Annotated in this window: 32 protein-coding genes and 4 tRNA genes; all 36 read right to left on the bottom strand. The window is 56.0% G+C overall.

All coding sequences use genetic code 11. The features are described from left to right. Positions 1-5 precede the first annotated feature (5 nt). The 36 genes from rplF to birA all read right to left on the bottom strand — a co-directional run bounded on the left by rplF (position 6) and on the right by birA (position 26540). Positions 6-539 (bottom strand): 50S ribosomal protein L6, encoded by a 534-nt coding sequence (gene rplF / locus BLU37_RS10645; protein ID WP_010443920.1) that lies wholly within the window; start codon positions 537-539, stop codon positions 6-8. A 12-nt stretch (positions 540-551) separates the two neighbouring features. Continuing rightward, on the bottom strand, positions 552-944 hold the full coding sequence (gene rpsH / locus BLU37_RS10640; protein WP_010443921.1) for a 30S ribosomal protein S8: 393 nt from the start codon (positions 942-944) through the stop codon (positions 552-554). A 216-nt stretch (positions 945-1160) separates the two neighbouring features. Then, a complete protein-coding gene (gene rpsN / locus BLU37_RS10635) occupies positions 1161-1466 on the bottom strand; it encodes a 30S ribosomal protein S14 (RefSeq protein WP_010443922.1) in 306 nt (101 codons plus the stop codon). A gap of 13 nt (positions 1467-1479) precedes the next feature. Next, complete coding sequence (rplE, locus tag BLU37_RS10630; protein ID WP_010443923.1) at positions 1480-2019, bottom strand: 50S ribosomal protein L5; 540 nt, start codon at positions 2017-2019, stop codon at positions 1480-1482. 20 nt (positions 2020-2039) lie between these two features. Then, on the bottom strand, positions 2040-2354 hold the full coding sequence (gene rplX, locus BLU37_RS10625; RefSeq protein ID WP_010443924.1) for a 50S ribosomal protein L24: 315 nt from the start codon (positions 2352-2354) through the stop codon (positions 2040-2042). 11 nt (positions 2355-2365) lie between these two features. After that, positions 2366-2734 (bottom strand): 50S ribosomal protein L14, encoded by a 369-nt coding sequence (rplN, locus tag BLU37_RS10620; RefSeq protein ID WP_010443925.1) that lies wholly within the window; start codon positions 2732-2734, stop codon positions 2366-2368. A 23-nt stretch (positions 2735-2757) separates the two neighbouring features. Beyond that, positions 2758-3024 carry a 30S ribosomal protein S17 gene (rpsQ, locus tag BLU37_RS10615; protein WP_010443926.1) on the bottom strand — a complete coding sequence of 89 codons (267 nt, stop codon included), beginning with the start codon at positions 3022-3024 and terminating at the stop codon, positions 2758-2760. Between the two features lie 2 nt (positions 3025-3026). Further along, the gene (rpmC, locus tag BLU37_RS10610; protein WP_002555481.1) at positions 3027-3218 is read right to left on the bottom strand and encodes a 50S ribosomal protein L29; all 192 of its coding nucleotides are present in this window, start codon (positions 3216-3218) and stop codon (positions 3027-3029) included. Further along, positions 3218-3631 carry a 50S ribosomal protein L16 gene (gene rplP / locus BLU37_RS10605; RefSeq protein ID WP_003228729.1) on the bottom strand — a complete coding sequence of 138 codons (414 nt, stop codon included), beginning with the start codon at positions 3629-3631 and terminating at the stop codon, positions 3218-3220. The genes rpmC and rplP overlap by 1 nt, the downstream gene beginning before the upstream one ends. Positions 3632-3643: 12 nt before the next feature. Next, complete coding sequence (rpsC, locus tag BLU37_RS10600) at positions 3644-4330, bottom strand: 30S ribosomal protein S3 (protein ID WP_010443927.1); 687 nt, start codon at positions 4328-4330, stop codon at positions 3644-3646. A 13-nt stretch (positions 4331-4343) separates the two neighbouring features. After that, the gene (gene rplV / locus BLU37_RS10595) at positions 4344-4676 is read right to left on the bottom strand and encodes a 50S ribosomal protein L22 (protein WP_003210077.1); all 333 of its coding nucleotides are present in this window, start codon (positions 4674-4676) and stop codon (positions 4344-4346) included. A gap of 11 nt (positions 4677-4687) precedes the next feature. Continuing rightward, positions 4688-4963 (bottom strand): 30S ribosomal protein S19, encoded by a 276-nt coding sequence (rpsS, locus tag BLU37_RS10590; RefSeq protein WP_002555486.1) that lies wholly within the window; start codon positions 4961-4963, stop codon positions 4688-4690. 16 nt (positions 4964-4979) lie between these two features. Beyond that, positions 4980-5804: a 50S ribosomal protein L2 gene (gene rplB / locus BLU37_RS10585; protein ID WP_010443948.1), complete on the bottom strand. Its 825-nt coding sequence runs from the start codon at positions 5802-5804 to the stop codon at positions 4980-4982. Between the two features lie 14 nt (positions 5805-5818). After that, positions 5819-6118 carry a 50S ribosomal protein L23 gene (gene rplW / locus BLU37_RS10580; RefSeq protein ID WP_002555488.1) on the bottom strand — a complete coding sequence of 100 codons (300 nt, stop codon included), beginning with the start codon at positions 6116-6118 and terminating at the stop codon, positions 5819-5821. Then, positions 6115-6717: a 50S ribosomal protein L4 gene (gene rplD, locus BLU37_RS10575; protein WP_010443949.1), complete on the bottom strand. Its 603-nt coding sequence runs from the start codon at positions 6715-6717 to the stop codon at positions 6115-6117. Before rplD ends, rplW begins: the two co-directional genes overlap by 4 nt. A 12-nt stretch (positions 6718-6729) precedes the next feature. Then, entirely contained in the window at positions 6730-7365 is a 636-nt protein-coding gene (rplC, locus tag BLU37_RS10570) for a 50S ribosomal protein L3 (RefSeq protein ID WP_010443950.1), read from the bottom strand. A gap of 81 nt (positions 7366-7446) precedes the next feature. Then, positions 7447-7758, bottom strand: coding sequence for a 30S ribosomal protein S10 (gene rpsJ / locus BLU37_RS10565; protein ID WP_003186070.1), 312 nt, complete (start codon positions 7756-7758; stop codon positions 7447-7449). 158 nt (positions 7759-7916) lie between these two features. Beyond that, positions 7917-9110 carry an elongation factor Tu gene (gene tuf / locus BLU37_RS10560; RefSeq protein WP_090204646.1) on the bottom strand — a complete coding sequence of 398 codons (1194 nt, stop codon included), beginning with the start codon at positions 9108-9110 and terminating at the stop codon, positions 7917-7919. Between the two features lie 30 nt (positions 9111-9140). After that, positions 9141-11246 (bottom strand): elongation factor G, encoded by a 2106-nt coding sequence (gene fusA / locus BLU37_RS10555; RefSeq protein ID WP_010443957.1) that lies wholly within the window; start codon positions 11244-11246, stop codon positions 9141-9143. A 30-nt stretch (positions 11247-11276) separates the two neighbouring features. Further along, a complete protein-coding gene (gene rpsG / locus BLU37_RS10550; protein WP_002555493.1) occupies positions 11277-11747 on the bottom strand; it encodes a 30S ribosomal protein S7 in 471 nt (156 codons plus the stop codon). 119 nt (positions 11748-11866) lie between these two features. Further along, positions 11867-12238, bottom strand: coding sequence for a 30S ribosomal protein S12 (gene rpsL / locus BLU37_RS10545; RefSeq protein ID WP_003186084.1), 372 nt, complete (start codon positions 12236-12238; stop codon positions 11867-11869). Between the two features lie 216 nt (positions 12239-12454). Next, positions 12455-16654 (bottom strand): DNA-directed RNA polymerase subunit beta', encoded by a 4200-nt coding sequence (gene rpoC, locus BLU37_RS10540; RefSeq protein WP_010443960.1) that lies wholly within the window; start codon positions 16652-16654, stop codon positions 12455-12457. 63 nt (positions 16655-16717) lie between these two features. Further along, positions 16718-20791 carry a DNA-directed RNA polymerase subunit beta gene (gene rpoB / locus BLU37_RS10535; protein ID WP_010443962.1) on the bottom strand — a complete coding sequence of 1358 codons (4074 nt, stop codon included), beginning with the start codon at positions 20789-20791 and terminating at the stop codon, positions 16718-16720. Between the two features lie 220 nt (positions 20792-21011). Next, positions 21012-21377, bottom strand: coding sequence for a 50S ribosomal protein L7/L12 (gene rplL / locus BLU37_RS10530; protein WP_010443964.1), 366 nt, complete (start codon positions 21375-21377; stop codon positions 21012-21014). A gap of 79 nt (positions 21378-21456) precedes the next feature. Then, positions 21457-21957, bottom strand: a complete 501-nt coding sequence (gene rplJ / locus BLU37_RS10525) for a 50S ribosomal protein L10 (protein WP_010443966.1) — start codon at positions 21955-21957, stop codon at positions 21457-21459. Positions 21958-22154: 197 nt separating this feature from the next. Continuing rightward, positions 22155-22850, bottom strand: coding sequence for a 50S ribosomal protein L1 (gene rplA / locus BLU37_RS10520; protein WP_010443969.1), 696 nt, complete (start codon positions 22848-22850; stop codon positions 22155-22157). Beyond that, positions 22850-23281, bottom strand: a complete 432-nt coding sequence (gene rplK, locus BLU37_RS10515; protein WP_003210097.1) for a 50S ribosomal protein L11 — start codon at positions 23279-23281, stop codon at positions 22850-22852. Before rplK ends, rplA begins: the two co-directional genes overlap by 1 nt. A 117-nt stretch (positions 23282-23398) precedes the next feature. Next, on the bottom strand, positions 23399-23932 hold the full coding sequence (gene nusG / locus BLU37_RS10510; protein WP_010443972.1) for a transcription termination/antitermination protein NusG: 534 nt from the start codon (positions 23930-23932) through the stop codon (positions 23399-23401). A gap of 9 nt (positions 23933-23941) precedes the next feature. Then, entirely contained in the window at positions 23942-24310 is a 369-nt protein-coding gene (gene secE, locus BLU37_RS10505; protein ID WP_090204643.1) for a preprotein translocase subunit SecE, read from the bottom strand. 45 nt (positions 24311-24355) lie between these two features. Beyond that, positions 24356-24431, bottom strand: a tRNA-Trp gene (locus tag BLU37_RS10500). 100 nt (positions 24432-24531) lie between these two features. Continuing rightward, positions 24532-24607: transfer RNA gene (locus BLU37_RS10495), tRNA-Thr, on the bottom strand. Positions 24608-24633: 26 nt separating this feature from the next. Next, positions 24634-24707, bottom strand: a tRNA-Gly gene (locus BLU37_RS10490). A gap of 26 nt (positions 24708-24733) precedes the next feature. Beyond that, positions 24734-24818: transfer RNA gene (locus tag BLU37_RS10485), tRNA-Tyr, on the bottom strand. A 142-nt stretch (positions 24819-24960) separates the two neighbouring features. Next, the gene (locus tag BLU37_RS10480) at positions 24961-25407 is read right to left on the bottom strand and encodes a hypothetical protein (RefSeq protein WP_090204640.1); all 447 of its coding nucleotides are present in this window, start codon (positions 25405-25407) and stop codon (positions 24961-24963) included. Between the two features lie 7 nt (positions 25408-25414). Continuing rightward, positions 25415-25588, bottom strand: a complete 174-nt coding sequence (locus tag BLU37_RS29895; protein ID WP_408003661.1) for a hypothetical protein — start codon at positions 25586-25588, stop codon at positions 25415-25417. Then, positions 25581-26540 (bottom strand): bifunctional biotin--[acetyl-CoA-carboxylase] ligase/biotin operon repressor BirA, encoded by a 960-nt coding sequence (gene birA, locus BLU37_RS10475; protein WP_090204637.1) that lies wholly within the window; start codon positions 26538-26540, stop codon positions 25581-25583. Before birA ends, BLU37_RS29895 begins: the two co-directional genes overlap by 8 nt. Between the last annotated feature and the right edge of the window lie 39 nt (positions 26541-26579).

The raw sequence follows: 26579 nt of genomic DNA, 5'->3' as shown, positions 1-26579 counted from the left end.
ATGCCCTACTTCTTCTTGGCTTCTTTACGACGGACGACTTCGTCCGCGTAGCGCACACCTTTACCTTTATAAGGCTCTGGTGGACGGAAGTCGCGGATCTCGGCGGCCACCTGACCTACCAGCTGCTTATCGATACCCTTGATCAGGATGTCGGTCTGGCTAGGAGTTTCAGCGGTGATGCCTTCCGGCAGTTCGTAATCCACTGGATGCGAGAAGCCAAGTGCCAGGTTCAGGACCGAGCCTTTTGCTTGCGCTTTGTAACCAACACCGACCAGCTGGAGCTTGCGCTCGAAGCCTTGGCTTACGCCTTGGACCATGTTGTTTACCAACGCACGAGTGGTACCGGCCATTGCGCGAGTTTGTTGATCGCCATTGCGAGCAGCGAAACGCAGCTCACCAGCTTCTTCAACAATCTCAACAGACGAATGGACGTTCAGTTCGAGAGTGCCCTTGGCACCCTTCACCGAAAGCTGTTGGCCGGCGAATTTTACTTCGACGCCAGCTGGCAGCTTAACGGGGTTCTTAGCGACGCGAGACATGCTTATCCCCCCTTAGAACACTGTGCAAAGAACTTCGCCGCCGACACCGGCAGCGCGCGCAGCACGATCAGTCATCACACCTTTGTTGGTGGAGACGATAGACACGCCCAGACCGCCACGTACTTTCGGCAGATCTTCGACGGACTTGTACTGACGCAGGCCAGGACGGCTAACGCGCTTCACTTCCTCGATGACCGGACGGCCTTCGAAGTACTTCAGCTCGATGGACAGCGACGGCTTGGCGTCGGTAGTTACCTGAAAACCCGCGATGTAACCTTCGTCCTTCAGGACTTTTGCTACAGCCACCTTCAACGTGGAAGACGGCATGCTTACGACGGACTTTTCAGCCATCTGGGCATTACGGATTCGAGTTAGCATGTCCGCTAACGGGTCCTGCATACTCATGGGCTAGATGCTCCTGATACAAAAAAAATGAGCCTTGCGGCTACAACTAACTGTCGCCGAGGTACTCCACACATAAAAAGCGCGGGCTCAGGCGAGCCGGTCATTCTAGACACACCCCAGAAATGAATCAAGCCCCAAAAGGGGCTTGATTCAATCTCCAGGTCACCACTGGTCAGTATCTTGCGAAACAGACCAGGGCAACTCAGGAAGTGCGGCTTACCAGCTGGCTTTAACCAGACCTGGTACGTCACCACGCATGGCAGCTTCACGCAGCTTGTTACGGCCCAGGCCGAACTTGCGGTAAACGCCGTGCGGACGACCGGTCAGGCGGCAGCGGTTACGCAGGCGCGAAGCGCTGGCGTCACGTGGCTGCTTCTGCAGAGCTACCGAAGCTTCCCAACGCGCTTCTGGACTTGCGTTCAGATCGACGATGGTTGCTTTGAGCGCTGCACGCTTGGCGGCGTATTTGGCAACGGTGAGCTGACGCTTCAGCTCACGGTTTTTCATGCTCTTCTTGGCCATTTTCCTACTCCAATCAGTTGCGGAACGGGAATTTGAAAGCACGCAGCAGTGCGCGACCTTCTTCATCCGTCTTGGCAGTGGTGGTCAGGGTAATGTCCAGACCGCGCAGAGCATCGATCTTGTCGTAGTCGATTTCCGGGAAGATGATCTGCTCTTTAACGCCCATGCTGTAGTTGCCACGACCATCGAAGGACTTGGCATTCAGGCCGCGGAAGTCGCGAACCCGAGGCAGGGAGATCGACAGCAGACGATCCAGGAACTCGTACATACGATCGCGACGCAGGGTCACTTTGACACCGATCGGCCAACCTTCGCGGACTTTGAAGCCTGCGATGGATTTGCGAGCGTGAGTCACAACGACTTTCTGGCCGGTGATCTTTTCCAGGTCGGCAACAGCGTGCTCGATGACTTTTTTGTCGCCGATCGCTTCGCCCAGACCCATGTTCAGGGTGATCTTGGTAATGCGCGGAACTTCCATCACGTTCGCCAGCTTAAGTTCTTCCTTAAGCTTCGGAGCGATTTCCTTCCGGTAAATCTCTTTCAGTCGTGCCATGGTCTTCTACCTAGCAGTGTTCAAGCATCAACCGCTTTTTGGGTCGACTTGAAGACACGAATTTTCTTGCCGTCTTCTACTTTGAAACCAACGCGGTCAGCCTTGTTGGTTTCGCTGTTGAAAATGGCGACGTTGGAAGCGTGCAGTGGCGCTTCTTTCTCGACGATACCGCCCTGTACGCCCGACATCGGGTTAGGCTTGGTATGACGCTTGACCAGATTCAGGCCACCGACGACCAGACGGTCATCAGCCAGAACCTTAAGCACCTTACCGCGCTTACCTTTGTCTTTGCCGGCGATCACGATGATCTCGTCATCACGACGAATCTTTTGCATGTCGGATCTCCTTACAGCACTTCTGGGGCGAGCGAGACGATCTTCATGAACTTCTCATTACGAAGTTCACGGGTCACTGGCCCAAAGATACGGGTGCCGATTGGCTCTTGCTTGTTGTTCAGCAGAACAGCAGCGTTGCCATCAAAGCGAATGATCGAACCATCGGCACGGCGTACGCCGTGACGGGTGCGGACTACAACAGCAGTCATCACCTGGCCTTTTTTCACCTTACCGCGAGGAATTGCTTCCTTGACGGTAACTTTGATGATGTCACCAATTGCAGCGTAACGACGATGGGAGCCACCCAGCACCTTGATGCACATAACGCGACGAGCGCCGCTGTTATCGGCCACATCGAGCATGGATTGAGTCTGAATCATATAATTTCTCCGACCCCTAGTCCTTAGACTTCCACAGCGCGTTCGATAACATCAACCAGCGCCCAAGACTTGGTCTTGGCCAGCGGACGGGTCTCACGAATGGTGACCTTGTCGCCGATGTGGCACTGGTTGGTTTCGTCGTGCGCGTGCAGCTTAGTCGAACGCTTAACGTATTTACCGTAGATCGGGTGCTTTACGCGACGCTCGATCAGAACGGTGATGGTCTTGTCCATTTTGTCGCTGACAACACGGCCAGTCAGCGTACGGACGGTCTTTTCGGCTTCAGCCATGATCACTTACCTGCCTGCTGGTTGAGCACAGTTTTCACACGAGCGATGTCGCGCTTAACTTGCGAGAGCAGGTGAGACTGCCCCAACTGGCCAGTTGCTTTCTGCATACGCAGATTGAACTGGTCGCGCAGCAGGCCGAGCAGTTGCTCGTTCAGCTGCTGTGCGGATTTTTCACGAAGTTCATTCGCTTTCATCACATCACCGTCCGTTTAACAAAGGAGGTGGCGAGCGGCAGCTTTGCAGCAGCCAGGGCGAAAGCCTCACGCGCCAGCTCTTCAGAAACACCCTCGATTTCATACAGGACTTTGCCTGGCTGAATCTGGGCAACCCAGTATTCGACGTTACCCTTACCTTTACCCATACGAACTTCGAGGGGCTTTTTGGAGATAGGCTTGTCCGGGAATACACGGATCCAGATCTTGCCGCCACGTTTTACGTGACGGGTCAGAGCACGACGTGCCGACTCGATCTGACGGGCGGTGAGACGACCGCGAGCAACAGACTTCAGCGCGAACTCGCCGAAGCTGACTTTGCTACCGCGCAGTGCCAGACCACGGTTGTGGCCGGTCATCTGCTTGCGGAACTTCGTACGCTTTGGTTGCAACATTTGGCGTACCCCTTACTTAGCAGCTTTTTTACGAGGCGCTGGTGCTTGTGGTTTCAGTTCTTCTTGGCGACCACCAATTACTTCGCCTTTGAAAATCCAAACCTTCACACCGATCACACCATAAGTGGTGTGAGCTTCGTAGGTGGCATAGTCGATATCGGCACGCAGGGTGTGCAGTGGCACACGACCTTCGCGATACCATTCAGTACGTGCGATCTCAGCACCGCCGAGACGACCGCTCACCTGGATCTTGATGCCCTTGGCACCAATACGCATGGCGTTCTGTACGGCGCGCTTCATGGCGCGACGGAACATTACGCGACGTTCCAGCTGCTGAGCTACGCTCTGCGCAACCAGCATACCGTCGAGCTCCGGCTTGCGGATCTCTTCGATATTGATGTGCACAGGCACACCCATTTGCTTGGTCAGGTCCTGACGCAGCTTCTCAACATCTTCACCTTTCTTCCCGATAACGATACCTGGACGAGCGGTGTGGATGGTGATGCGTGCGGTTTGAGCCGGGCGATGGATATCGATACGGCTTACGGACGCGCTTTTTAATTTGTCTTGGAGGTATGCACGCACGTTCAGATCTGCAAGCAGATAGTCCGCGTAAGTGCGACCGTCTGCGTACCAGACGGAGGTGTGCTCCTTGACGATTCCCAGGCGAATGCCAATGGGATGTACTTTCTGACCCATCTCTTCGACTCCGTTACTTGTCAGCAACCTTGACAGTGATATGGCAAGACCGCTTGACGATGCGATCAGCACGGCCTTTGGCACGTGGCATGATGCGCTTCAGCGAACGCCCTTCGTTGACGAAAACGGTGCTGACCTTCAGGTCATCAACGTCTGCGCCTTCGTTATGCTCGGCGTTGGCTACGGCCGACTCCAGCACTTTTTTAATGATCTCAGCGGCTTTCTTACTGCTGAAAGCCAGCAGGTTGAGCGCTTCGCCCACCTTCTTCCCGCGGATCTGGTCGGCGACCAAGCGGGCTTTCTGGGCGGAGATTCGAGCGCCCGACAACTTAGCGGCTACTTCCATTTCCTAACCCCTTAACGCTTGGCTTTCTTGTCGGCCACGTGACCACGATAGGTACGGGTGCCGGCAAATTCGCCCAGTTTGTGACCGACCATGTCTTCGTTCACGAGAACTGGAACATGTTGACGACCGTTATGCACAGCGATGGTCAGACCGACCATTTGTGGCAGGATCATCGAACGACGCGACCAGGTTTTAACTGGTTTGCGATCGTTCTTTTCCGCCGCCACTTCGATCTTCTTCAGTAGGTGAAGATCGATAAAAGGACCTTTTTTCAGAGAACGTGGCACTGTCGTATCCCTCTATTTACTTGCGACGACGGACGATCATTTTGTCGGTACGCTTATTACCACGAGTCTTCGCGCCCTTAGTCGGGAAGCCCCACGGCGATACCGGATGACGACCACCGGAGGTACGACCTTCACCACCACCATGCGGGTGGTCAACCGGGTTCATGGCAACACCACGAACGGTTGGGCGAACGCCACGCCAGCGTTTGGCACCGGCTTTACCCAGGGAACGCAGGCTATGCTCGGAGTTCGAGACTTCGCCCAACGTTGCACGGCATTCCGACAGCACTTTACGCATTTCACCGGAACGCAGACGCAGGGTAACGTAGACACCTTCACGAGCGATCAGCTGAGCCGAAGCACCAGCGGAACGAGCGATCTGAGCACCCTTGCCTGGTTTCAGTTCGATACCGTGTACGGTCGAACCCACTGGGATGTTGCGCAGCTGCAGGGTGTTGCCTGGCTTGATTGGAGCCAGAGCGCCCGCGATCAGCTGGTCGCCAGCACTCACGCCTTTAGGCGCGATGATGTAGCGACGCTCGCCGTCTGCGTACAGCAGCAGAGCGATGTGAGCAGTACGGTTTGGATCGTATTCGATACGCTCGACAGTGGCAGCGATGCCATCTTTGTCGTTGCGACGGAAGTCGACCAGACGATAATGCTGCTTATGACCACCACCCACGTGACGTGTAGTGATACGGCCATTGTTGTTACGACCACCAGACTTCGATTTTTTCTCGAGCAGCGGTGCGTGAGGAGCGCCTTTATGCAGCTCCTGGTTGACCACCTTGACCACAAAACGGCGGCCAGGGGAAGTCGGTTTGCATTTAACGATTGCCATGATGCACCCCTTCCTTACTCAGCACTGCTGCTGAAATCGAGATCTTGGCCTGGCTGAAGGGAGATAACTGCCTTCTTCCAGTCATTGCGCTTGCCCAGACCGCGAGCGGTACGCTTGCTCTTACCCAGAACATTCAGGGTAGTCACGCGCTCTACTTTCACGCTGAACAGGCTTTCGACGGCCTTCTTGATTTCCAGCTTGGTTGCGTCGGTAGCAACCTTGAAAACGAACTGACCTTTTTTGTCTGCCAGAACCGTAGCCTTCTCGGAAACGTGCGGGCCAAGCAGAACTTTAAATACGCGTTCCTGGTTCATCCCAGCAGCTCCTCGAATTTCTTCACGGCCGACACGGTGATCAACACCTTGTCGTATGCGATCAGACTGACCGGATCGGAACCCTGCACGTCACGAACATCGACGTGTGGCAGGTTGCGAGCAGCCAGGTACAGGTTCTGGTCAACAGCGTCAGACACGATCAGAACATCGGTCAGACTCATGCCAGTCAGTTTGCTCAGCAGGTCTTTGGTTTTCGGGGTTTCAACAGCGAAATCCTGAACAACCACCAGACGATCAGTACGCACCAGCTCAGCAAGGATGGAACGCATTGCTGCGCGATACATCTTCTTGTTCAGCTTCTGGGAGTGATCCTGAGGACGAGCTGCGAAAGTGGTACCGCCGCCACGCCAGATTGGGCTACGGATAGTACCGGCACGAGCACGACCAGTACCTTTCTGACGCCATGGGCGCTTGCCGCCACCGGAAACGTCGGAACGGGTCTTCTGCTGCTTGCTACCTTGACGGCCGCCAGCCATGTAGGCCACGACTGCTTGGTGAACCAGCGTCTCGTTGAATTCGCCGCCAAATGTCAGTTCGGAAACTTCGATCGCTTGAGCGTCATTTACATTTAATTGCATGTCAGCTTCCCCTTAACCGCGAGCCTTGGCTGCTGGACGTACAACCACGTTGCCGCCAGTAGCGCCAGGAACAGCGCCCTTGACCAACAACAGATTGCGTTCAGCGTCCACGCGCACTACTTCCAGGGACTGCACGGTCACGCGCTCTGCGCCCATATGACCGGACATTTTTTTGCCCTTGAATACACGACCAGGAGTCTGGCACTGGCCGATAGAGCCTGGAACGCGGTGGGATACGGAGTTACCGTGGGTGTTATCTTGCCCGCGGAAATTCCAACGCTTGATCGTACCGGCGAAACCCTTACCTTTGGACTGACCGGTTACATCAACCAGTTGACCAGCAGCGAAGATTTCAGCGTTGATCAGATCGCCAGCCTTGTATTCGCCTTCTTCAAGACGGAATTCCAGGACAGTGCGACCAGCGGCAACGTTCGCCTTGGCGAAGTGACCAGCTTGAGCAGCTGTAACACGCGAAGCGCGACGCTCGCCGACAGTGACTTGCACTGCACGGTAGCCATCGGTCTCTTCAGTTTTGAACTGGGTGACGCGATTCGGCTCGATCTCAATGACCGTAACCGGAATGGAGACACCTTCTTCGGTGAAAATACGGGTCATACCGCATTTACGACCGACTACACCAATAGTCATGTTGTAAACCTCATGAGTGTACGGGGCTTTCACCCGCTATGGCCGCCCATTTCAGAGCGTTACACGACTAAGAACAGAGTCTTAGCCGAGGCTGATCTGCACTTCCACACCTGCCGCAAGATCGAGCTTCATAAGCGCGTCAACGGTTTTATCCGTTGGCTGGACGATGTCCAGAACGCGCTTGTGAGTACGGATCTCGTACTGGTCACGCGCGTCTTTGTTGACGTGCGGGGAGACCAGAACGGTGAACCGCTCTTTGCGAGTAGGCAGTGGAATTGGACCACGCACTTGAGCACCAGTACGTTTCGCGGTTTCCACGATTTCCTGGGTTGATTGGTCGATCAGGCGATGGTCAAAAGCCTTCAACCTGATACGGATTTGCTGATTTTGCATTGGATTTCAGACTCCGGCTGCTATTCCCACCGGGCGCAATACGCCCGTTAAAAGGAGGCGCAATTCTATAGACGCCCCAGATAGGTGTCAACCCAATAAAAAAGCCCCCGCTAAGCGGGGGCCCTTTCAAAGCATCAAGCAGACTCTATAAAAGAGGCTTACTCGATGATTTTAGCTACGACGCCAGCACCAACGGTACGGCCGCCTTCACGGATTGCGAAACGCAGACCGTCTTCCATCGCGATGGTTTTGATCAGGGTAACAACCATTTGGATGTTGTCACCTGGCATTACCATTTCAACGCCTTCTGGCAGTTCGCAGTTACCGGTCACGTCAGTAGTACGGAAGTAGAACTGTGGACGGTAGCCTTTGAAGAACGGAGTGTGACGACCGCCTTCTTCCTTGCTCAGAACGTAGACTTCTGCGGTGAACTTGGTGTGCGGCTTGACCGAACCTGGCTTGACCAGAACCTGGCCACGCTCAACGTCGTCACGCTTGGTACCACGCAGCAGAACGCCGCAGTTCTCGCCAGCACGACCTTCGTCGAGCAGTTTGCGGAACATTTCAACACCAGTACAGGTAGTGGTGGTGGTGTCACGCAGACCAACGATTTCCAGCGCGTCTTGAACCTTGACGATACCACGCTCGATACGGCCAGTTACCACGGTACCGCGACCGGAGATCGAGAATACGTCTTCGATTGGCATCAGGAACGGCTTGTCGATAGCACGCTCTGGCTCTGGGATGTAGCTGTCCAGAGTTTCTACCAGCTTCTTGACAGCGGTAGTACCCATTTCGTTGTCGTCTTTGCCTTCCAGCGCCATACGAGCCGAACCGATGATGATTGGAGTGTCATCACCTGGGAAGTCGTAGGTGCTCAGCAGGTCGCGAACTTCCATCTCGACCAGTTCCAGCAGCTCAGCGTCGTCAACCAGGTCAGCCTTGTTCAGGAAGACCACGATGTACGGAACGCCTACCTGACGGGACAGCAGGATGTGCTCACGGGTTTGTGGCATCGGACCATCGGCAGCCGAGCAAACCAGGATCGCGCCGTCCATCTGGGCAGCACCGGTGATCATGTTCTTCACGTAGTCAGCGTGACCTGGGCAGTCAACGTGAGCGTAGTGACGAATGTTCGAGTTGTACTCGACGTGCGCGGTGTTGATGGTGATACCGCGAGCTTTCTCTTCTGGAGCGCTGTCGATCTTGTCGAATTCAACGATTGCGGAACCGAAAACTTCGGAGCAAACGCGGGTCAGCGCAGCGGTCAGAGTGGTTTTACCGTGGTCAACGTGACCGATGGTGCCAACGTTGACGTGCGGTAGGGAACGATCAAATTTTTCTTTAGCCACGACAATTAACTCCTTGCCTAAAGGACTGAATCAGCCTTGTTTTTTGGTTACAGTTTCGACGATGTGCGACGGAGCTGTATTGTATTTTTTGAATTCCATAGAGTAGCTTGCGCGACCCTGAGACATGGAACGAACGTCGGTCGCATAACCGAACATTTCACCCAGCGGAACTTCGGCACGAATTACTTTGCCGGAGACCGTGTCTTCCATACCCAAGATCATGCCGCGACGACGGTTAAGGTCGCCCATCACGTCACCCATATAGTCTTCAGGCGTAACAACCTCTACCGCCATGATCGGCTCGAGCAACTCACCACCGCCCTTCTGGGCCAGTTGCTTGGTCGCCATGGAGGCAGCCACCTTAAACGCCATCTCGTTAGAGTCGACGTCGTGGTAAGAACCATCAAACACGGTAGCCTTCAGGCCGATCAGCGGATAGCCGGCAACAACGCCGTTCTTCATCTGCTCTTCGATGCCCTTCTGGATAGCCGGGATGTATTCCTTAGGAACCACACCACCCACTACTTCGTTCAGGAATTGCAGACCTTCCTGACCTTCGTCAGCAGGTGCAAAACGGATCCAGCAATGGCCGAACTGACCACGACCACCGGACTGACGAACGAACTTGCCTTCGATTTCACAGTTCTTCGTGATGCGCTCACGATAGGAAACCTGAGGCTTACCGATGTTGGCTTCGACGTTGAACTCACGGCGCATCCGGTCAACCAGGATGTCCAGGTGCAGCTCGCCCATGCCAGAGATGATCGTTTGACCAGTCTCTTCATCAGTTTTGACGCGGAAAGATGGGTCTTCCTGAGCAAGTTTGCCCAGAGCGATACCCATTTTTTCCTGGTCATCCTTGGTCTTAGGCTCTACGGCAACCGAAATAACCGGCTCCGGGAAGTCCATGCGAACCAGGATGATTGGCTTATCAGCGTTGCACAAGGTTTCACCAGTGGTGACGTCCTTCATGCCGATCAAGGCCGCGATGTCACCAGCGCGTACTTCCTTGATTTCTTCACGGGCGTTTGCGTGCATTTGCACCATACGACCCACGCGCTCTTTCTTGCCTTTGACCGAGTTGATCACGCCGTCGCCGGAGGCCAACACGCCCGAGTAAACTCGAACGAAGGTCAAGGTACCCACGAATGGGTCGGTAGCGATCTTGAACGCCAGAGCCGAGAACGGCTCGTTGTCGTCTGCATGACGCTCCATCTGAACTTCTTCGTCATCCGGGTCGGTACCCTTGATGGCTGGAATGTCAGTGGGTGCAGGCAGGTAGTCGATAACGGCATCGAGAACCAGGGGAACACCCTTGTTCTTGAAGGAAGAACCGCAAACAGCCAGGACGATTTCACCAGCGATGGTACGCTGACGCAGAGCACCCTTGATTTCCTCGATGGTAAGTTCTTCACCTTCGAGGTACTTGTTCATCAGCTCTTCGCTGGCTTCGGCCGCAGCCTCAACCATGTTGCTGCGCCACTCTTCAGCCAGCTCCTGCAATTCAGCAGGGATAGCTTCGCGACGTGGAGTCATACCCTTGTCAGCATCGTTCCAGTAAACGGCTTCCATGGTCATCAGATCGATCTGACCCTGGAAGTTGTCTTCGGAACCGATAGCCAACTGGATAGGCACCGGAGTGTGACCCAGGCGCTGCTTGATCTGAGCGATCACGCGCAGGAAGTTCGCACCGGCACGGTCCATTTTGTTCACGTAAACGATACGTGGAACGCCGTACTTGTTGGCTTGACGCCATACGGTTTCGGACTGAGGCTCAACGCCGGAAGTACCGCAGAACACAACGACCGCGCCGTCGAGTACACGCAGGGAACGTTCTACTTCAATAGTGAAGTCTACGTGGCCCGGGGTATCGATGACGTTGAAGCGGTATTGGTCCTTGTGCTGCTTCGCAGAACCCTGCCAGAAAGCGGTAATGGCAGCAGAAGTAATGGTAATACCACGCTCCTGCTCCTGAACCATCCAGTCTGTGGTCGCGGCGCCGTCATGCACCTCGCCCATTTTGTGACTTTTGCCAGTGTAAAAAAGGACGCGCTCGGTGGTGGTGGTTTTACCAGCATCCACGTGAGCAACGATACCAATGTTACGGTAGCGATTAATCGGTGTTGTACGAGCCATAAAGCCCTCGCAAAATGAGTGACGCTAAAATTAGAAGCGGTAGTGCGAGAAAGCCTTGTTAGCTTCAGCCATACGATGCACGTCTTCACGCTTCTTAACTGCAGCACCTTTGCCTTCGGCGGCATCCAACAGCTCGCCAGCCAAACGCAGAGCCATAGACTTCTCGCCGCGCTTACGGGCGAAGTCTACCAACCAGCGCATTGCCAGAGCGTTACGACGGGACGGACGAACTTCAACCGGAACCTGGTAAGTAGCACCGCCTACACGGCGCGACTTTACTTCGACCAGCGGAGCGATGGCGTCGAGAGCTTTCTCGAAGATTTCCAGGGGGTCGCTGTTCTTGCGTTCTTTAACCTTTTCCAGCGCGCCATAAACGATACGCTCGGCAACGGCTTTCTTGCCGCTTTCCATCACGTGGTTCATGAACTTGGCCAGGATTTGGCTTCCGTATTTTGGATCGTCAAGCACTTCGCGCTTGGCTGCTACGCGTCTTCTTGGCATGGATAAGCCCTCAAACGGTCTTCAGGTTCGCTCGGAATCGGCGCCGGTTACGGCACGCCTCCGACCTTACTCTTATCGACTCAGAAAAATAGAAATCAGTTTTTTGCAGCAAGCGACCATTACTTCGGACGCTTGGTACCGTACTTCGAACGACCCTGGTTACGACCTTTAACGCCGGAGGTATCCAGAGAGCCGCGAACGGTGTGGTAACGAACACCTGGCAAGTCTTTTACACGACCGCCGCGGATCAGTACCACGCTGTGCTCTTGCAGGTTGTGGCCTTCACCACCGATGTACGAGGAAACCTCGAAACCGTTGGTCAGACGCACACGGCATACTTTACGCAGTGCCGAGTTAGGTTTTTTCGGCGTGGTGGTGTACACACGGGTGCACACGCCACGACGTTGCGGGCAGTTCTGCAGCGCAGGCACGTCGGATTTCTCGACGATACGCTTACGCGGCTGACGTACCAGCTGGTTGATAGTTGCCATCTACTAGCTCCACTGTTGTCTTGCGACGCTATTGTCTTACAAGAAAAGCAAAATGGCAGGAACGAGTTCCCGCCAAATTTAGGGGTACAAGAGTCTAAAGAGGATCTTGTCCCCAGTCAAGGCAAGGCCCCGACCTCTCCACGCATCGAACCTCGACAAATTGTCTCGATTCGATGAACGGAGCGACCAGGGCCTTACGCTCATTTACCGCAGAACTCAGTTACCGCTCGAGTTCAGCGCTTCGGTCAGTGCAGCTTCCACTTCACTGGCGCTCACGCGCAACGGCTTGTCTGCATCACGGCGACGCTTACGCTCGCTGTGGTAGGCCAGGCCGGTACCGGCCGGGATCAAACGACCCACGACCACGTTTTCTTTCAGGCCGCGCAGGTAGTCGCGCTTGCCGGTTACCGCCGCTTCGGTCAGTACGCGGGTGGTTTCCTGGAAGGAAGCCGCCGAGATGAACGATTCGGTGGACAACGACGCCTTGGTGATACCCAGCAGAACGCGAGTGAACTTGGAGACAAACTTGTCTTCGGCGCTCAAACGCTCGTTCTCTACCAGAACGTGAGTCAATTCCATCTGGTCGCCCTTGATGAAACTGGAATCGCCGGATTCAGCGATTTCAACTTTACGCAGCATCTGACGCAGGATGGTCTCGATGTGCTTGTCGTTGATCTTCACGCCTTGCAGACGGTAAACGTCCTGGATCTCGTTAACGATGTACTTGGCCAGCGCGCTCACACCCAGCAGACGCAGGATGTCGTGTGGATCGCTCGGGCCGTCGGAGATAACTTCGCCGCGGTTGACCTGTTCGCCTTCGAACACGTTCAGGTGACGCCACTTCGGAATCAGCTCTTCATACGGATCGCTACCGTCGTTCGGAGTGATAACCAGACGGCGCTTGCCCTTGGTCTCCTTACCGAACGCGATGGTGCCGCTGACTTCAGCCAGAATCGACGCTTCTTTCGGACGACGAGCTTCGAACAAGTCGGCAACACGCGGCAGACCACCGGTGATGTCACGGGTCTTCGAGGTTTCTTGCGGGATACGAGCGATAACATCACCGATCGCAATCTTCGCACCGTCCGCTACACCGACCAGGGCGTTAGCTGGCAGGAAGTACTGAGCAATAACGTCAGTGCCTGGCAGCAACAGATCTTTGCCATTGTCGTCGACCATCTTCACGGCAGGACGGATGTCCTTACCAGCAGCTGGACGATCCTTGGCGTCAAGGACTTCAATGTTGGTCATACCGGTCAATTCGTCAGTCTGACGCTTGATCGTGATGCCTTCTTCCATGCCCACGTAGGTCACGGTACCTTTCATTTCGGTAACGATTGGGTGAGTGTGCGGATCCCACTTGGCCACGATTGCGCCAGCGTCGACCTTGTCACCCTCTTTAACCGAAATCACAGCACCGTACGGCAGCTTGTAACGCTCACGCTCACGACCGAAGTCATCAGCAATGGCCAGCTCACCGGAACGGGACACAGCAACCAGGTGACCATCCACGCGCTCAACGTGCTTCAGGTTATGCAGACGGACGGTACCGCCATTCTTCACCTGAACGCTGTCAGCTGCGGAGGTCCGGCTTGCCGCACCACCGATGTGGAACGTACGCATCGTCAGCTGGGTACCCGGCTCACCGATGGACTGGGCAGCGATTACGCCGACCGCTTCACCGATGTTCACCTGGTGACCACGAGCCAGGTCACGACCGTAGCACTTGGCGCAGATGCCGTAGCGGGTTTCACAGCTGATCGGCGAACGCACGATCACTTCGTCGATGCTGTTCAGCTCGATGAACTCGACCCACTTCTCGTCAACCAGGGTGCCGGCAGGAACGATAACGTCCTCGGTACCCGGCTTGAACACGTCACGGGCGATCACACGACCCAACACGCGCTCACCCAGCGGCTCTACGACGTCACCGCCTTCAATGTGCGGAGTCATCAGCAGGCCATGCTCGGTACCGCAATCGATCTCGGTCACGACCAGGTCTTGCGCCACGTCTACCAGACGACGAGTCAGGTAACCGGAGTTGGCGGTTTTCAACGCGGTATCCGCAAGACCCTTACGAGCACCGTGAGTCGAGATGAAGTACTGGAGTACGCTCAAACCTTCACGGAAGTTCGCGGTGATCGGCGTCTCAATGATGGAACCGTCCGGCTTGGCCATCAGGCCACGCATACCGGCGAGCTGACGGATCTGCGCAGCAGAACCCCGTGCACCCGAGTCGGCCATCATGTACATCGAGTTGAAGGACTCCTGGTCGACTTCGACACCATGACGGTCGATGACTTTCTCTTTCGAGAGGTTGGCCATCATCGCCTTGGAGACTTCGTCGTTCGCCTTGGACCACAAGTCGATAACCTTGTTGTACTTCTCGCCCTGGGTAACCAGGCCGGAGGCGTACTGGCTCTCGATCTCTTTCACTTCGTCGGTGGCAGCACCGATGATGCGGGCTTTTTCATCCGGGATAACGAAGTCGTTAACACCGATGGAAACGCCGGAGATAGTCGAGTAGGCAAAACCGGTGTACATCAACTGGTCAGCGAAGATCACGGTCTCTTTCAGACCCACCACGCGGTAGCACTGGTTGATCAGCTTGGAGATCGCCTTTTTCTTCATCGGCAGGTTGACGACGTCGAACGACAGACCCGCCGGAACCACCTGGAACAACAGCGCACGGCCGACAGTGGTGTCGACGATACGGGTGTTCTTGACGCTGTTGCCGTCACGGTCGTTCACGGTTTCGTTGATACGAACCTTGATCTTGGCGTGCAGCGCAGCTTCGCCGGCGCGGAATACGCGGTCGACTTCCTGCAGGTCGGCAAACACACGACCTTCGCCCTTGGCGTTGATCGCTTCGCGGGTCATGTAGTACAGACCCAGTACCACGTCCTGCGAAGGAACGATGATCGGCTCACCGTTGGCTGGGGACAGGATGTTGTTGGTCGACATCATCAGCGCGCGCGCTTCCAGCTGGGCTTCCAGCGTCAGCGGCACGTGCACGGCCATTTGGTCACCGTCGAAGTCGGCGTTGTACGCAGCACAGACCAGAGGGTGCAGCTGGATAGCCTTACCTTCGATCAGTACCGGTTCAAAAGCCTGGATACCCAGACGGTGAAGGGTCGGTGCACGGTTGAGCAGTACGGGGTGTTCGCGAATCACTTCGGCGAGAACGTCCCACACCTCTGGCAGCTCGCGCTCGACCATCTTCTTGGCGGCCTTGATGGTAGTCGCCAGACCACGCATTTCCAGCTTGCCGAAAATGAACGGCTTGAACAGCTCGAGAGCCATTTTCTTCGGCAGACCGCACTGGTGCAGACGCAGGGTCGGACCTACGGTAATTACCGAACGACCGGAGTAGTCAACGCGCTTACCGAGCAGGTTCTGACGGAAACGACCTTGCTTACCCTTGATCATGTCAGCCAGGGATTTCAGAGGACGCTTGTTCGAACCGGTAATGGCGCGACCGCGACGACCGTTGTCCAGCAGGGCGTCAACAGCTTCCTGCAGCATGCGCTTTTCGTTGCGCACGATGATGTCAGGCGCGGACAGATCCAGCAGACGCTTGAGACGGTTGTTACGGTTGATCACCCGACGATACAGATCGTTGAGGTCGGAAGTCGCAAAGCGACCGCCATCCAGCGGGACCAGTGGACGCAGATCTGGCGGCAGAACCGGCAGAACGGTCAACACCATCCACTCTGGCAGGTTGCCGGAACCCTGGAAGGCTTCCATCAACTTCAGACGCTTGGACAGCTTCTTGATCTTGGTTTCCGAGTTGGTTTGCGGAATCTCTTCGCGCAGACGGCCAATCTCGTGCTCCAGGTCGATCGCGTGCAGCAGCTCGCGGACCGCCTCGGCACCCATGCGGGCGTCGAAGTCGTCACCGAACTCTTCGAGGGCTTCGAAGTACTGCTCGTCGTTCAGCAGTTGGCCTTTTTCCAGGGTGGTCATGCCCGGGTCGATAACGACATAGCTCTCGAAGTAGAGAACGCGTTCGATATCACGCAGGGTCATGTCCATCAGCAAGCCGATACGGGACGGCAGGGACTTCAGGAACCAGATGTGGGCAACCGGCGAAGCCAGTTCGATGTGCGCCATGCGCTCACGACGAACCTTGGCCAGAGCGACTTCAACGCCGCACTTCTCACAGATCACACCACGATGCTTCAAGCGCTTGTACTTACCGCACAGGCACTCGTAATCCTTGACCGGGCCAAAGATCTTGGCGCAGAACAGGCCGTCACGCTCAGGTTTGAACGTACGGTAGTTGATGGTTTCCGGCTTTTTAACTTCACCGAACGACCACGAACGGATCATCTCAGGCGAGGCCAATCCGATACGGATGGCGTCAAACTCTTCGACTTGACCCTGGTTTTTCAGCAAATTCAGTAGGTCTTTCAAGGCCTTTCCTCCTGGCGGAGCAGAGAGCGGGCAGTACCGCCCCGCTCTCGATCGCGTCACGTGTTATTCGGTTTCCAGATCGATATCGATGCCGAGGGAACGAATTTCCTTGATCAACACGTTGAAGGACTCGGGCATGCCCGGCTCCATACGGTGATCGCCGTCCACGATGTTTTTGTACATCTTGGTCCGACCGTTCACATCGTCCGACTTCACTGTGAGCATTTCTTGCAGAGTGTATGCAGCACCGTATGCTTCCAGTGCCCAGACCTCCATCTCCCCGAAACGCTGACCACCGAACTGCGCCTTACCACCCAGCGGCTGCTGGGTAACCAGGCTGTACGAACCGGTAGAACGAGCGTGCATCTTGTCGTCTACCAAGTGGTTCAGCTTCAGCATGTACATGTAGCCAACGGTAACCGGACGCTCGAACTTGTTGCCGGTACGACCGTCGAACAGCTGCATCTGGCCGCTTTCTGGCAGGTCAGCCAGTTTCAGCATCGCCTTGATCTCAACTTCCTTGGCGCCGTCGAACACAGGGGTGGCCATTGGAACGCCGCCCTTGAGGTTCTTCGCCAGGTCCAGGATTTCCTGATCGGAGAAGCTGTCCAGCTCTTCGTTGCGACCGCCGATCTCGTTGTAGATCTCGTGCAGGAACTTGCGCAGGTCAGCGACCTTGCGCTGCTCTTCGAGCATGCGGTTGATCTTCTCGCCCAAGCCCTTGGCCGCGAGGCCCAGGTGGGTTTCGAGGATCTGACCGACGTTCATACGCGAAGGTACGCCCAACGGGTTGAGAACCACGTCGACCGGAGTACCGTTGGCGTCGTGCGGCATGTCTTCGACCGGCATGATCACGGAGACCACACCCTTGTTACCGTGACGACCGGCCATCTTGTCGCCCGGCTGGATGCGACGACGGATTGCCAGGTAGACCTTGACGATCTTCAGTACGCCCGGAGCCAGGTCATCGCCCTGCTGCAGCTTGCGCTTCTTGTCTTCGAACTTGTCGTCCAGCAGACGGCGGCGATCAACGATGTAGGCCTGAGCCTTCTCGAGTTGCTCGTTCAGCGCGTCTTCGGTCATGCGCAGTTTGAACCACTGACCATGCTCGAGACCGTCGAGAACTTCGTTGGTGATCTCCTGACCTTTCTTCAGGCCAGCGCCGCCTTCGACGGTGTGACCGACCAGCGCCGAACGCAGACGCTCGAAGGTCGCGCCTTCAACGATACGGAACTCCTCGTTGAGGTCCTTGCGGATCTCGTCGAGCTGGCTCTTCTCGATGGACAGGGCACGGCTGTCACGCTCAACACCATCACGGGTGAAGACCTGGACGTCGATAACGGTACCCTTGGTGCCAGTCGGCACACGCAGGGAGGTGTCCTTAACGTCGCTGGCCTTCTCACCGAAGATCGCGCGAAGCAGTTTTTCTTCCGGAGTCAGTTGGGTCTCGCCTTTCGGAGTGACCTTGCCGACCAGGATGTCGCCCGGGCCAACTTCGGCACCGACGTAGACGATACCGGCTTCGTCCAGCTTGTTCAGCGCAGCTTCACCCACGTTCGGGATGTCTGCGGTGATTTCCTCTGGGCCAAGCTTGGTGTCACGGGCCACACAGGTCAGTTCCTGGATGTGGATCGTGGTGAAACGGTCTTCCTGAACAACGCGTTCCGACAGGCAGATGGAGTCTTCGAAGTTGAAGCCGTTCCATGCCATGAAGGCGATGCGCATGTTCTGACCCAGCGCCAGTTCACCCATGTCGGTGGACGGGCCGTCGGCCATGATGTCGCTACGCTGAACGCGATCACCCTTGCTCACCAGCGGACGCTGGTTGATGCAGGTGTTCTGGTTCGAACGGGTGTACTTGGTCAGGTTGTAGATGTCGACACCGGCTTCGCCCGGTTCAACTTCGTCATCGGCAACACGAACCACGATACGGCTGGCATCTACAGAGTCGATCACGCCACCACGACGAGCCACGACGCAAACGCCGGAGTCACGGGCAACGTTACGCTCCATGCCGGTACCGACCAGCGGCTTGTCGGCACGCAGGGTAGGTACAGCCTGACGCTGCATGTTCGAACCCATCAACGCACGGTTGGCGTCGTCGTGTTCAAGGAACGGAATCAGCGACGCTGCAACCGAAACAACCTGCTTCGGCGAAACGTCCATCAGGGTGACGTCTTCCGGCGCCTTGACGGTGAATTCGTTCAGGTGACGAACCGCTACCAGCTCGTCGACCAGCACTTTCTGTTCGTTCATGGTCGCCGAAGCCTGCGCGATCACGTGATCGGCTTCTTCGATAGCGGACAGGAACACGATGTCGTCGGTGACCACACCCTCTTTAACCACGCGGTACGGGCTCTCGAGGAAGCCGTACTGGTTGGTGCGGGCATAGGCCGCCAAGGAGTTGATCAGACCGATGTTCGGACCTTCCGGCGTTTCGATCGGGCAAACACGACCGTAGTGGGTCGGGTGTACGTCACGAACTTCAAAGCCGGCGCGCTCACGGGTCAGACCACCTGGGCCGAGTGCGGAAACACGGCGCTTGTGGGTAATCTCGGAGAGCGGGTTGTTCTGGTCCATGAACTGCGACAGCTGGCTGGAACCGAAGAACTCTTTCACCGCCGCAGCCACTGGCTTGGCGTTGATCAGGTCTTGCGGCATCAGGCCTTCGCTTTCGGCCATCGACAGACGTTCCTTGACCGCACGCTCAACGCGCACCAGGCCAACACGGAACTGGTTCTCGGCCATCTCGCCGACGCAACGGACGCGACGGTTACCCAGGTGGTCGATGTCGTCGACGATGCCTTTGCCGTTACGGATGTCGACCAGGGTCTTGAGAACCTCGACGATATCTTCCTTGCACAGCACGCCCGAACCTTCGATCTCGGTACGACCGATACGACGGTTGAACTTCATGCGGCCGACTGCGGACAGGTCGTAACGCTCGGCGCTGAAGAACAGGTTGTTGAACAGGGTCTCGGCAGCATCCTTGGTTGGCGGCTCGCCAGGACGCATCATGCGATAGATCTCGACCAGCGCTTCCAGTTGGTTGCTGGTGGAGTCGATCTTCAGGGTGTCGGAGATGAACGGACCGCAGTCGATGTCGTTGGTGTACAACGTTTCGATGCGAACAACCTGGGCCTTGGCCATCTTGGCCAGCAGCTCGCTGTTCAGCTCGGTGTTGCATTCAGCCAGGATTTCGCCGGTAGCCGGGTGCACGATGACCTTGGCGGTCGTACGGCCCAGGACGTAGTCCAGCGGTACTTCCAGCTCCTTGACACCGGCTTTTTCCAACTGGTTGATGTGACGAGCGGTGATACGACGACCCTGCTCGACAATAACCTTGCCGTTGCCATCCTGGATGTCGAGAACAGCGATTTCACCACGCAGGCGCTGAGGCACCAGTTCCAGGCTCAGGGTCTCGCCCTTAACGTGGAAGACGTTGGTGGTGTAGAACGCGTCGAGTACTTCTTCGGTGCTGTAGCCCAGCGCGCGCAGCAGCACGGAAGCCGGCAGCTTGCGACGACGGTCGATACGCACGAAGACGCAGTCTTTCGGGTCGAACTCGAAGTCCAGCCACGAACCGCGGTAAGGAATGATACGCGCGGAGTACAGCAGTTTGCCGGAGCTGTGCGTCTTGCCGCGGTCGTGATCGAAGAACACGCCCGGGGAACGGTGCAGCTGGGAAACGATTACGCGCTCGGTACCGTTGATAACGAAGGTACCGTTCTCAGTCATCAGGGGAATTTCACCCATGTAGACTTCTTGCTCTTTGATGTCCTTGATCGCTTTGTTCGACGATTCTTTGTCGAAAATGATCAGGCGCACTTTCACCCGCAGCGGAACCGCGTAGGTCACACCGCGCAATACGCATTCCTTGACATCAAAGGCCGGTTCGCCCAGACGATAACCAACGTACTCCAGAGCAGCGTTGCCGGAGTAGCTGATGATCGGGAAAACGGATTTGAAGGCCGCATGCAGACCGACGTCACGGAACTGGTCCTTGGTCGCGCCCGCCTGCAAGAATTCGCGATACGAATCCAGCTGGATAGCCAAGAGGTACGGTACGTCCATGACGTCCGGCAACTTGCTAAAGTCCTTGCGGATACGTTTTTTCTCAGTATATGAGTAAGCCATCAGCGTTCCCCAGCTTGGTCACCTGCTTGTTTGGCCTCTCCCGACGGGAGCAGCCAGAAAATCGTGCAGACCCCATGGTCTGCGCCACCACATAGGGTGGATGAAGCACGTTAGAGGCGCCGACCGAGCCGGCTGCCAATAACGGAAAAAGGCCGGTGGCATAAGCCACCAGCCATCAGCCTTTCGCTTAACGCTTGGGCCGGAGACGCAAGGTCTGAGCTTACTTGAGCTCGACTTTGGCGCCTGCTTCTTCCAGCTTCTTCTTGGCGTCTTCAGCAGCTTCTTTCGAAACGCCTTCAGCAACGACCTGAGGAGCGCCGTCAACTTTCTCTTTGGCTTCTTTCAGGCCCAGACCGGTCAGTTCACGTACAGCCTTGATGACGTTGACTTTCTTCTCGCCAGCTTCAAGCAGGACAACGTTGAACTCGGTTTGCTCTTCAACAACAGCGGCAGCAACAGCTGGACCAGCCGAAGCAGCAGCAGCGGTAACGCCGAAGGTTTCTTCCATCGCCTTGATCAGCTCAACGATTTCCACTACGGATTTCTGGCCGATCGCTTCGATGATTTGTTCGTTAGTCAGAGACATGACTCAATTCCTGAATTGGGGGACAGCCTGCAAGGCCATCGAAATAAACAAAAATACGCGAGAGAGGAAGTGCTCAGCCTCAGGCTGCTGCAGCTTCTTTCTGGTCGCGAATTGCCGCCAGAGTACGAGCCAATTTGCTGGTAGCGCCTTGAATCACGCTCATCAGCTGAGAAATTGCTTCGTCACGGGTCGGCAGAGTTGCCAGTACGTCGATCTGATTCGCTGCGAGGAACTTGCCCTCGAACGCAGCTGCCTTGATCTCGAACTTGTCCTGACCCTTGGCAAACTCTTTGAAGATACGGGCAGCAGCGCCCGGATGTTCGTTGGAGAATGCGATCAGGGTCGGGCCGGTGAACACGTCGTTGAGGACACTGTATTGAGTGTCAGCAACGGCGCGCTTGAGCAGGGTGTTACGTACGACACGTACGTATACGCCAGCTTCACGAGCCTCTTTACGGAGTCCGGTCATTGCGCCTACTGTTACGCCACGGGCATCAGCCACGACAGCGGACAGAGCGACTTTGGCAGCCTCGTTGACTTCAGCGACGATGGCCTTCTTGTCTTCGAGATTAATTGCCACGGGTTTAACTCCTGCTTGTTACCGTTTCATCAGGCCAGGCCCGATGTCGTTTTGGTGTCTGATTCGGTAAGGAACCGGGAGCACCATCTGCGTAGGCTTGAGGTTTAAGACTTGCGCCGCCTACGGTCTTGGATAGCCCCCGCCAGGCAGGGACCCCAATTTTTCAATGGATGCAATCGCTTGCATCCATGCTTGTCTTACGCGTCCAGCGAGCTCTGGTCGATGACCAGACCTGGGCCCATGGTGGTGCTCAGGGTAACGCGCTTGACGTAGATGCCTTTCGAGGAAGCCGGCTTGATACGCTTCAGGTCAGCGATCAGGGCTTCAACGTTTTCCTTCAGCTTGACGGCGTCGAAGCCGACCTTGCCAACGGAAGTGTGGATGATGCCGTTTTTGTCGGTGCGATAACGAACCTGACCAGCCTTGGCGTTTTTGACCGCGTTGGCGACGTCTGGAGTTACGGTACCGACTTTAGGGTTAGGCATCAGGCCGCGTGGACCCAGAACCTGACCCAGTTGACCTACAACACGCATTGCATCCGGGGAAGCAATAACGACGTCATAGTTCAGGTCGCCGCCTTTCATTTCGGCAGCCAGATCGTCCATACCAACGCGATCGGCGCCAGCAGCCAGAGCAGCTTCAGCAGCTGGACCCTGGGTGAACACTGCAACGCGAACGGTTTTGCCAGTGCCGTGTGGCAGCACGGTAGCGCTACGTACGACCTGGTCGGATTTACGTGGGTCAACGCCCAGGTTTACAGCAACGTCAACGGACTCGCTGAACTTGACAGTCGACAGCTCGGTCAGCAGAGCAGCAGCGTCTACAAAGCTGTAGGCCTTGCCTGCTTCGATTTTGCCGGCAATAGCCTTTTGGCGTTTGGTCAGCTTAGCCATTACACACCCTCCACGTTAAGGCCCATGCTACGGGCAGAACCGGCGATGGTACGCACGGCTGCATCCATATCAGCTGCAGTCAGATCGGCGTTTTTGGTTTTCGCGATCTCTTCCAACTGAGCACGAGTCACAGTGCCAACCTTAACAGTGTTAGGACGAGCGGAACCGCTGGTCAGGCCAGCTGCTTTCTTCAGCAGAACCGAAGCCGGAGTCGACTTGGTTTCGAAAGTGAAGCTACGGTCGCTGTAGACAGTGATGATCACTGGAGTCGGCAGGCCTGGCTCGATACCTTGGGTACGGGCGTTGAAAGCCTTGCAGAATTCCATGATGTTCACGCCGTGCTGACCCAGAGCTGGACCGACGGGTGGGCTTGGGTTGGCCTGGGCGGCCTTCACTTGCAGCTTGATGTAAGCGGTAATCTTCTTGGCCATGAGGCACTCCAATTACGGGTTCGAACGCCTCGAGAGGCTCCCCGGTTACTTGCGCGTTTATCCCAGTGACGACAAAACCCCACAGCTTTTGACTGTGGGGTTGGGATGCTTGTCCAGCTAGACCTTTTCGACCTGACTGAACTCCAGCTCCACCGGAGTAGAGCGACCGAAAATGAGCACTGCGACCTGGATCCGGCTCTTTTCGTAGTTAACTTCTTCGACAGTACCGTTGAAATCTGCGAACGGACCATCAGTAACGCGTACCACTTCACCCGGCTCGAACAAGGTCTTCGGCTTGGGCTTGTCGCTACCATCAGCGACACGACGCAGAATGGCCTCGGCCTCTTTGTCGGTGATAGGCGCCGGCTTATCGGCAGTACCGCCGATGAAACCCATGACGCGAGGTGTATCCTTGACCAAGTGCCAAGTACCCTCGTTCATATCCATCTGTACCAGCACATAACCAGGGAAGAACTTCCGCTCGCTTTTGCGCTTCTGGCCATTACGCATTTCCACTACTTCTTCAGTAGGGACCAGAATTTCGCCGAAGCCATCTTCCATGCCTGCCAGCTTTACTCGCTCGATCAACGAGCGCATGACATGCTTCTCGTAACCCGAGTAAGCATGCACAACGTACCAACGCTTAGCCACGGGACACCCTTAGCCAACAATCAAGGAAACAATCCAGCCGAGCAGGGAGTCGAGACCCCACAGCAGCAACGCCATAACCAGAACAACAGCCACTACAATGAGAGTGGTCTGAGTGGTTTCTTGGCGAGTCGGCCATACGACTTTACGAATCTCGGTGCGGGCTTCCTTGAGCAGTACGAAGAACGACTTGCCCTTGGCAGTCTGCAGACCTACATAGGCAGCGACAGCAGCAATGACGAGCAGCGCAAGTACGCGATACAGGACTGGCGAACCAGCGTAGTACTGATTACCTACCACACCGACAACCACCAGCGCGACTACAACGAGCCACTTGAGAAGATCTAAGCGAGAGCCTTGGGCTTCAGTGTTGGTGGTCATCTACGAGGATCCTGTGAGAAGAAAGCCAGACACATCGAGTGAATCTGGCAGGTCAGGAGGGAATCGAACCCCCAACCTACGGTTTTGGAGACCGTCGCTCTGCCAATTGAGCTACTGACCTAAAACTTGAATCAGGCCGACCATTATGCCGACCCGAAAGAGAGATTGCAACCACAACCACTTAAAACAAAGGCGGATATTTGCATATCCGCCTTGTTATATGGAGCTCTTGAGCGGATTTGAACCGCTGACCTCACCCTTACCAAGGGTGTGCTCTACCAACTGAGCTACAAGAGCGAAACACCGTGCAAAATCAGCAAACTTGGAGCGGGTAGCGGGAATCGAACCCGCATCATCAGCTTGGAAGGCTGAGGTTCTACCACTAAACTATACCCGCGGAGCTTGCTGCTTCCGCTAAAATTATGGTGGAGGGAGAAGGATTCGAACCTTCGAAGTCTGAGACGTCAGATTTACAGTCTGATCCCTTTGGCCGCTCGGGAACCCCTCCAATGTGAGGCGCATTCTACATCATGCTGAACCTCTGTCAAGCAATTTCTCATTTAAAATTATGAGGTTAGTTGCATTGACGTCGCTTCGTAGCTAATCCCTCAAGAGGTCTTCGCTGCAGAGCGGGCGCCATTCTATGCAAACTATTCAGCCCCTGCAATACCCTCGCACAACATTATTTTATGTTTTAACTCATTGAATTCTTTAGCAAGATTCTGCAACTGAGCATCGTCAAGCAAACGCCGGCTTTCGGGCGCGATACGAACCCAGTAACCAGGAGCATCGGGAATGTTCACACGCTGCACCCGCGCCTTGACATCGATACCCTGCAGGCGCTGCTGGATCGACTGAGCAAGCTCCTGGCGCGGCACACCACCCAGGTAAAGGCATTCAGACTCGCTTTCCTGATCCTTCGCCGCCGTTTTGCGAGCCCCGGCGTTGTCCGACTCGCTCAGCAACTGGATATCGTGATGAGCGCTGCGATAGAGCGACAAGGGTGCAACCTCTTTCGCCTTCAGAGGCGCTTCCTGCTGATGCCAGACGTAATAGACACCATTGAGCACCAACAACAGCAAAAACAACCAACGCATAGACACCTCAACTCAACGGGCAGGCTATCGCCAGGCCGAAAAATACCAGATACGGCACCCATCGGGCGTCAGGCATCGACGCACTGACCAGCGTCGCATCAGCTCCGGCAAGCAGGTCCTGAAAGCTTGTTCGGGCAACTCGCCACCGGATGAAGTTATTGCCGCAATCGAGTTCAAACATCATCGCGCAACCTCAGACTGAGCTCACCACCATTGAAGACCTTTTCGACACCGTCGACCTCCAGACGTAGCGCACCCTGCTGGTCGACACCCAAAACGGTGCCATGGATGCTGTTGATACCAGCAACCAAAGACACCTCGCGCCCCTGCCAGAGATGATGCTGCTGCCACTCTGCCTGTAGAGCGGCAAAACCCGCCTCACGGTGCAGCTCCAGGTACTCCTGCAGCTTTTTACCCAGGGAGGAGACCAGGTGGTTGCGATCTACCGCACTCCCCAGCTCCGCCCGTACCGATGTCCATGGTTGATCGATCTGTTCGGCAACCTGCATGTTCGCGTTGATGCCAATCCCCAGCACCACGTGACAGACATCCGCCGGATCACCCACAAGCTCCAGGAGAATACCGGCAATCTTCTTGCGCCCGACCAGAACATCGTTGGGCCACTTCAACCCCACCCCCGGCAACCCGTGATCCCGCAGGACACGCAACACCGCCAGGCCAACCACAAGACTCAAGCCTTCGAGCTGACGCATGCCGCCATCGATCCTGAGCAGCAGGCTGTAGTAGATATTTTCCGCGAACGGACTGACCCACTGGCGACCGCGACGACCGCGACCCGAGGTCTGTCGCTCGGCGACCACAATGAAAGGTGCTGGAGCTCCCTGCGCAACCAGTCGCAGCGCTTCGGCATTGGTCGAATCAATCGAGTCGTAGACATGCACAGGCCAGGAGGGAGAAGGCCCATTTGCAACGATTGACTGCTCATCGAGCAGAACCAGGGGAGAAGACAGTTGATAACCGCGGCCACGAACCTTGTGGATCGACAGCCCGAGTTCGGCCTCCAACTGCTGAAGCTGCTTCCACACAGCGCTGCGACTGACGCCCAACGCAGCCCCAAGTGCCTCTCCGGAATGAAACCGGCCGTCTTTCAGGAGTTTTAACAAGGTCAGCATGCAGATCTCGCCTCACAATGAGGCAGGCATGATAGCCAT

Source organism: Pseudomonas asplenii, from assembly GCF_900105475.1.
Classification (GTDB): domain Bacteria; phylum Pseudomonadota; class Gammaproteobacteria; order Pseudomonadales; family Pseudomonadaceae; genus Aquipseudomonas; species Aquipseudomonas asplenii.
The sequence above is the reverse complement of the archived record's forward strand: the minus strand, read 5'-3'. Positions and strand labels throughout refer to the sequence as shown.

Bases quoted from the DNA above. Each gene is read 5' to 3' on its own strand.
- rplF (WP_010443920.1), bottom strand. From the start codon at position 539: ATGTCTCGCGTCGCTAAGAACCCCGTTAAGCTGCCAGCTGGCGTCGAA.
- rpsH (WP_010443921.1), bottom strand. From the start codon at position 944: ATGAGTATGCAGGACCCGTTAGCGGACATGCTAACTCGAATCCGTAAT.
- rpsN (WP_010443922.1), bottom strand. From the start codon at position 1,466: ATGGCCAAGAAGAGCATGAAAAACCGTGAGCTGAAGCGTCAGCTCACC.
- rplE (WP_010443923.1), bottom strand. From the start codon at position 2,019: ATGGCACGACTGAAAGAGATTTACCGGAAGGAAATCGCTCCGAAGCTT.
- rplX (WP_010443924.1), bottom strand. From the start codon at position 2,354: ATGCAAAAGATTCGTCGTGATGACGAGATCATCGTGATCGCCGGCAAA.
- rplN (WP_010443925.1), bottom strand. From the start codon at position 2,734: ATGATTCAGACTCAATCCATGCTCGATGTGGCCGATAACAGCGGCGCT.
- rpsQ (WP_010443926.1), bottom strand. From the start codon at position 3,024: ATGGCTGAAGCCGAAAAGACCGTCCGTACGCTGACTGGCCGTGTTGTC.
- rpmC (WP_002555481.1), bottom strand. From the start codon at position 3,218: ATGAAAGCGAATGAACTTCGTGAAAAATCCGCACAGCAGCTGAACGAG.
- rplP (WP_003228729.1), bottom strand. From the start codon at position 3,631: ATGTTGCAACCAAAGCGTACGAAGTTCCGCAAGCAGATGACCGGCCAC.
- rpsC (WP_010443927.1), bottom strand. From the start codon at position 4,330: ATGGGTCAGAAAGTACATCCCATTGGCATTCGCCTGGGAATCGTCAAG.
- rplV (WP_003210077.1), bottom strand. From the start codon at position 4,676: ATGGAAGTAGCCGCTAAGTTGTCGGGCGCTCGAATCTCCGCCCAGAAA.
- rplB (WP_010443948.1), bottom strand. From the start codon at position 5,804: ATGGCAATCGTTAAATGCAAACCGACTTCCCCTGGCCGCCGTTTTGTG.
- rplW (WP_002555488.1), bottom strand. From the start codon at position 6,118: ATGAACCAGGAACGCGTATTTAAAGTTCTGCTTGGCCCGCACGTTTCC.
- rplD (WP_010443949.1), bottom strand. From the start codon at position 6,717: ATGCAATTAAATGTAAATGACGCTCAAGCGATCGAAGTTTCCGAACTG.
- rplC (WP_010443950.1), bottom strand. From the start codon at position 7,365: ATGACTATTGGTGTAGTCGGTCGTAAATGCGGTATGACCCGTATTTTC.
- rpsJ (WP_003186070.1), bottom strand. From the start codon at position 7,758: ATGCAAAATCAGCAAATCCGTATCAGGTTGAAGGCTTTTGACCATCGC.
- fusA (WP_010443957.1), bottom strand. From the start codon at position 11,246: ATGGCTCGTACAACACCGATTAATCGCTACCGTAACATTGGTATCGTT.
- rpsG (WP_002555493.1), bottom strand. From the start codon at position 11,747: ATGCCAAGAAGACGCGTAGCAGCCAAGCGCGAAGTGCTTGACGATCCA.
- rpsL (WP_003186084.1), bottom strand. From the start codon at position 12,238: ATGGCAACTATCAACCAGCTGGTACGTCAGCCGCGTAAGCGTATCGTC.
- rpoB (WP_010443962.1), bottom strand. From the start codon at position 20,791: ATGGCTTACTCATATACTGAGAAAAAACGTATCCGCAAGGACTTTAGC.
- rplL (WP_010443964.1), bottom strand. From the start codon at position 21,377: ATGTCTCTGACTAACGAACAAATCATCGAAGCGATCGGCCAGAAATCC.
- rplA (WP_010443969.1), bottom strand. From the start codon at position 22,850: ATGGCTAAGCTGACCAAACGCCAAAAGGCTATTGCCGGCAAAATCGAA.
- rplK (WP_003210097.1), bottom strand. From the start codon at position 23,281: ATGGCCAAGAAGATTACCGCTTACATCAAGCTGCAAGTGAAGGCCGCC.
- secE (WP_090204643.1), bottom strand. From the start codon at position 24,310: ATGACCACCAACACTGAAGCCCAAGGCTCTCGCTTAGATCTTCTCAAG.
- BLU37_RS10480 (WP_090204640.1), bottom strand. From the start codon at position 25,407: ATGCGTTGGTTGTTTTTGCTGTTGTTGGTGCTCAATGGTGTCTATTAC.
- BLU37_RS29895 (WP_408003661.1), bottom strand. From the start codon at position 25,588: ATGTTTGAACTCGATTGCGGCAATAACTTCATCCGGTGGCGAGTTGCC.
- birA (WP_090204637.1), bottom strand. From the start codon at position 26,540: ATGCTGACCTTGTTAAAACTCCTGAAAGACGGCCGGTTTCATTCCGGA.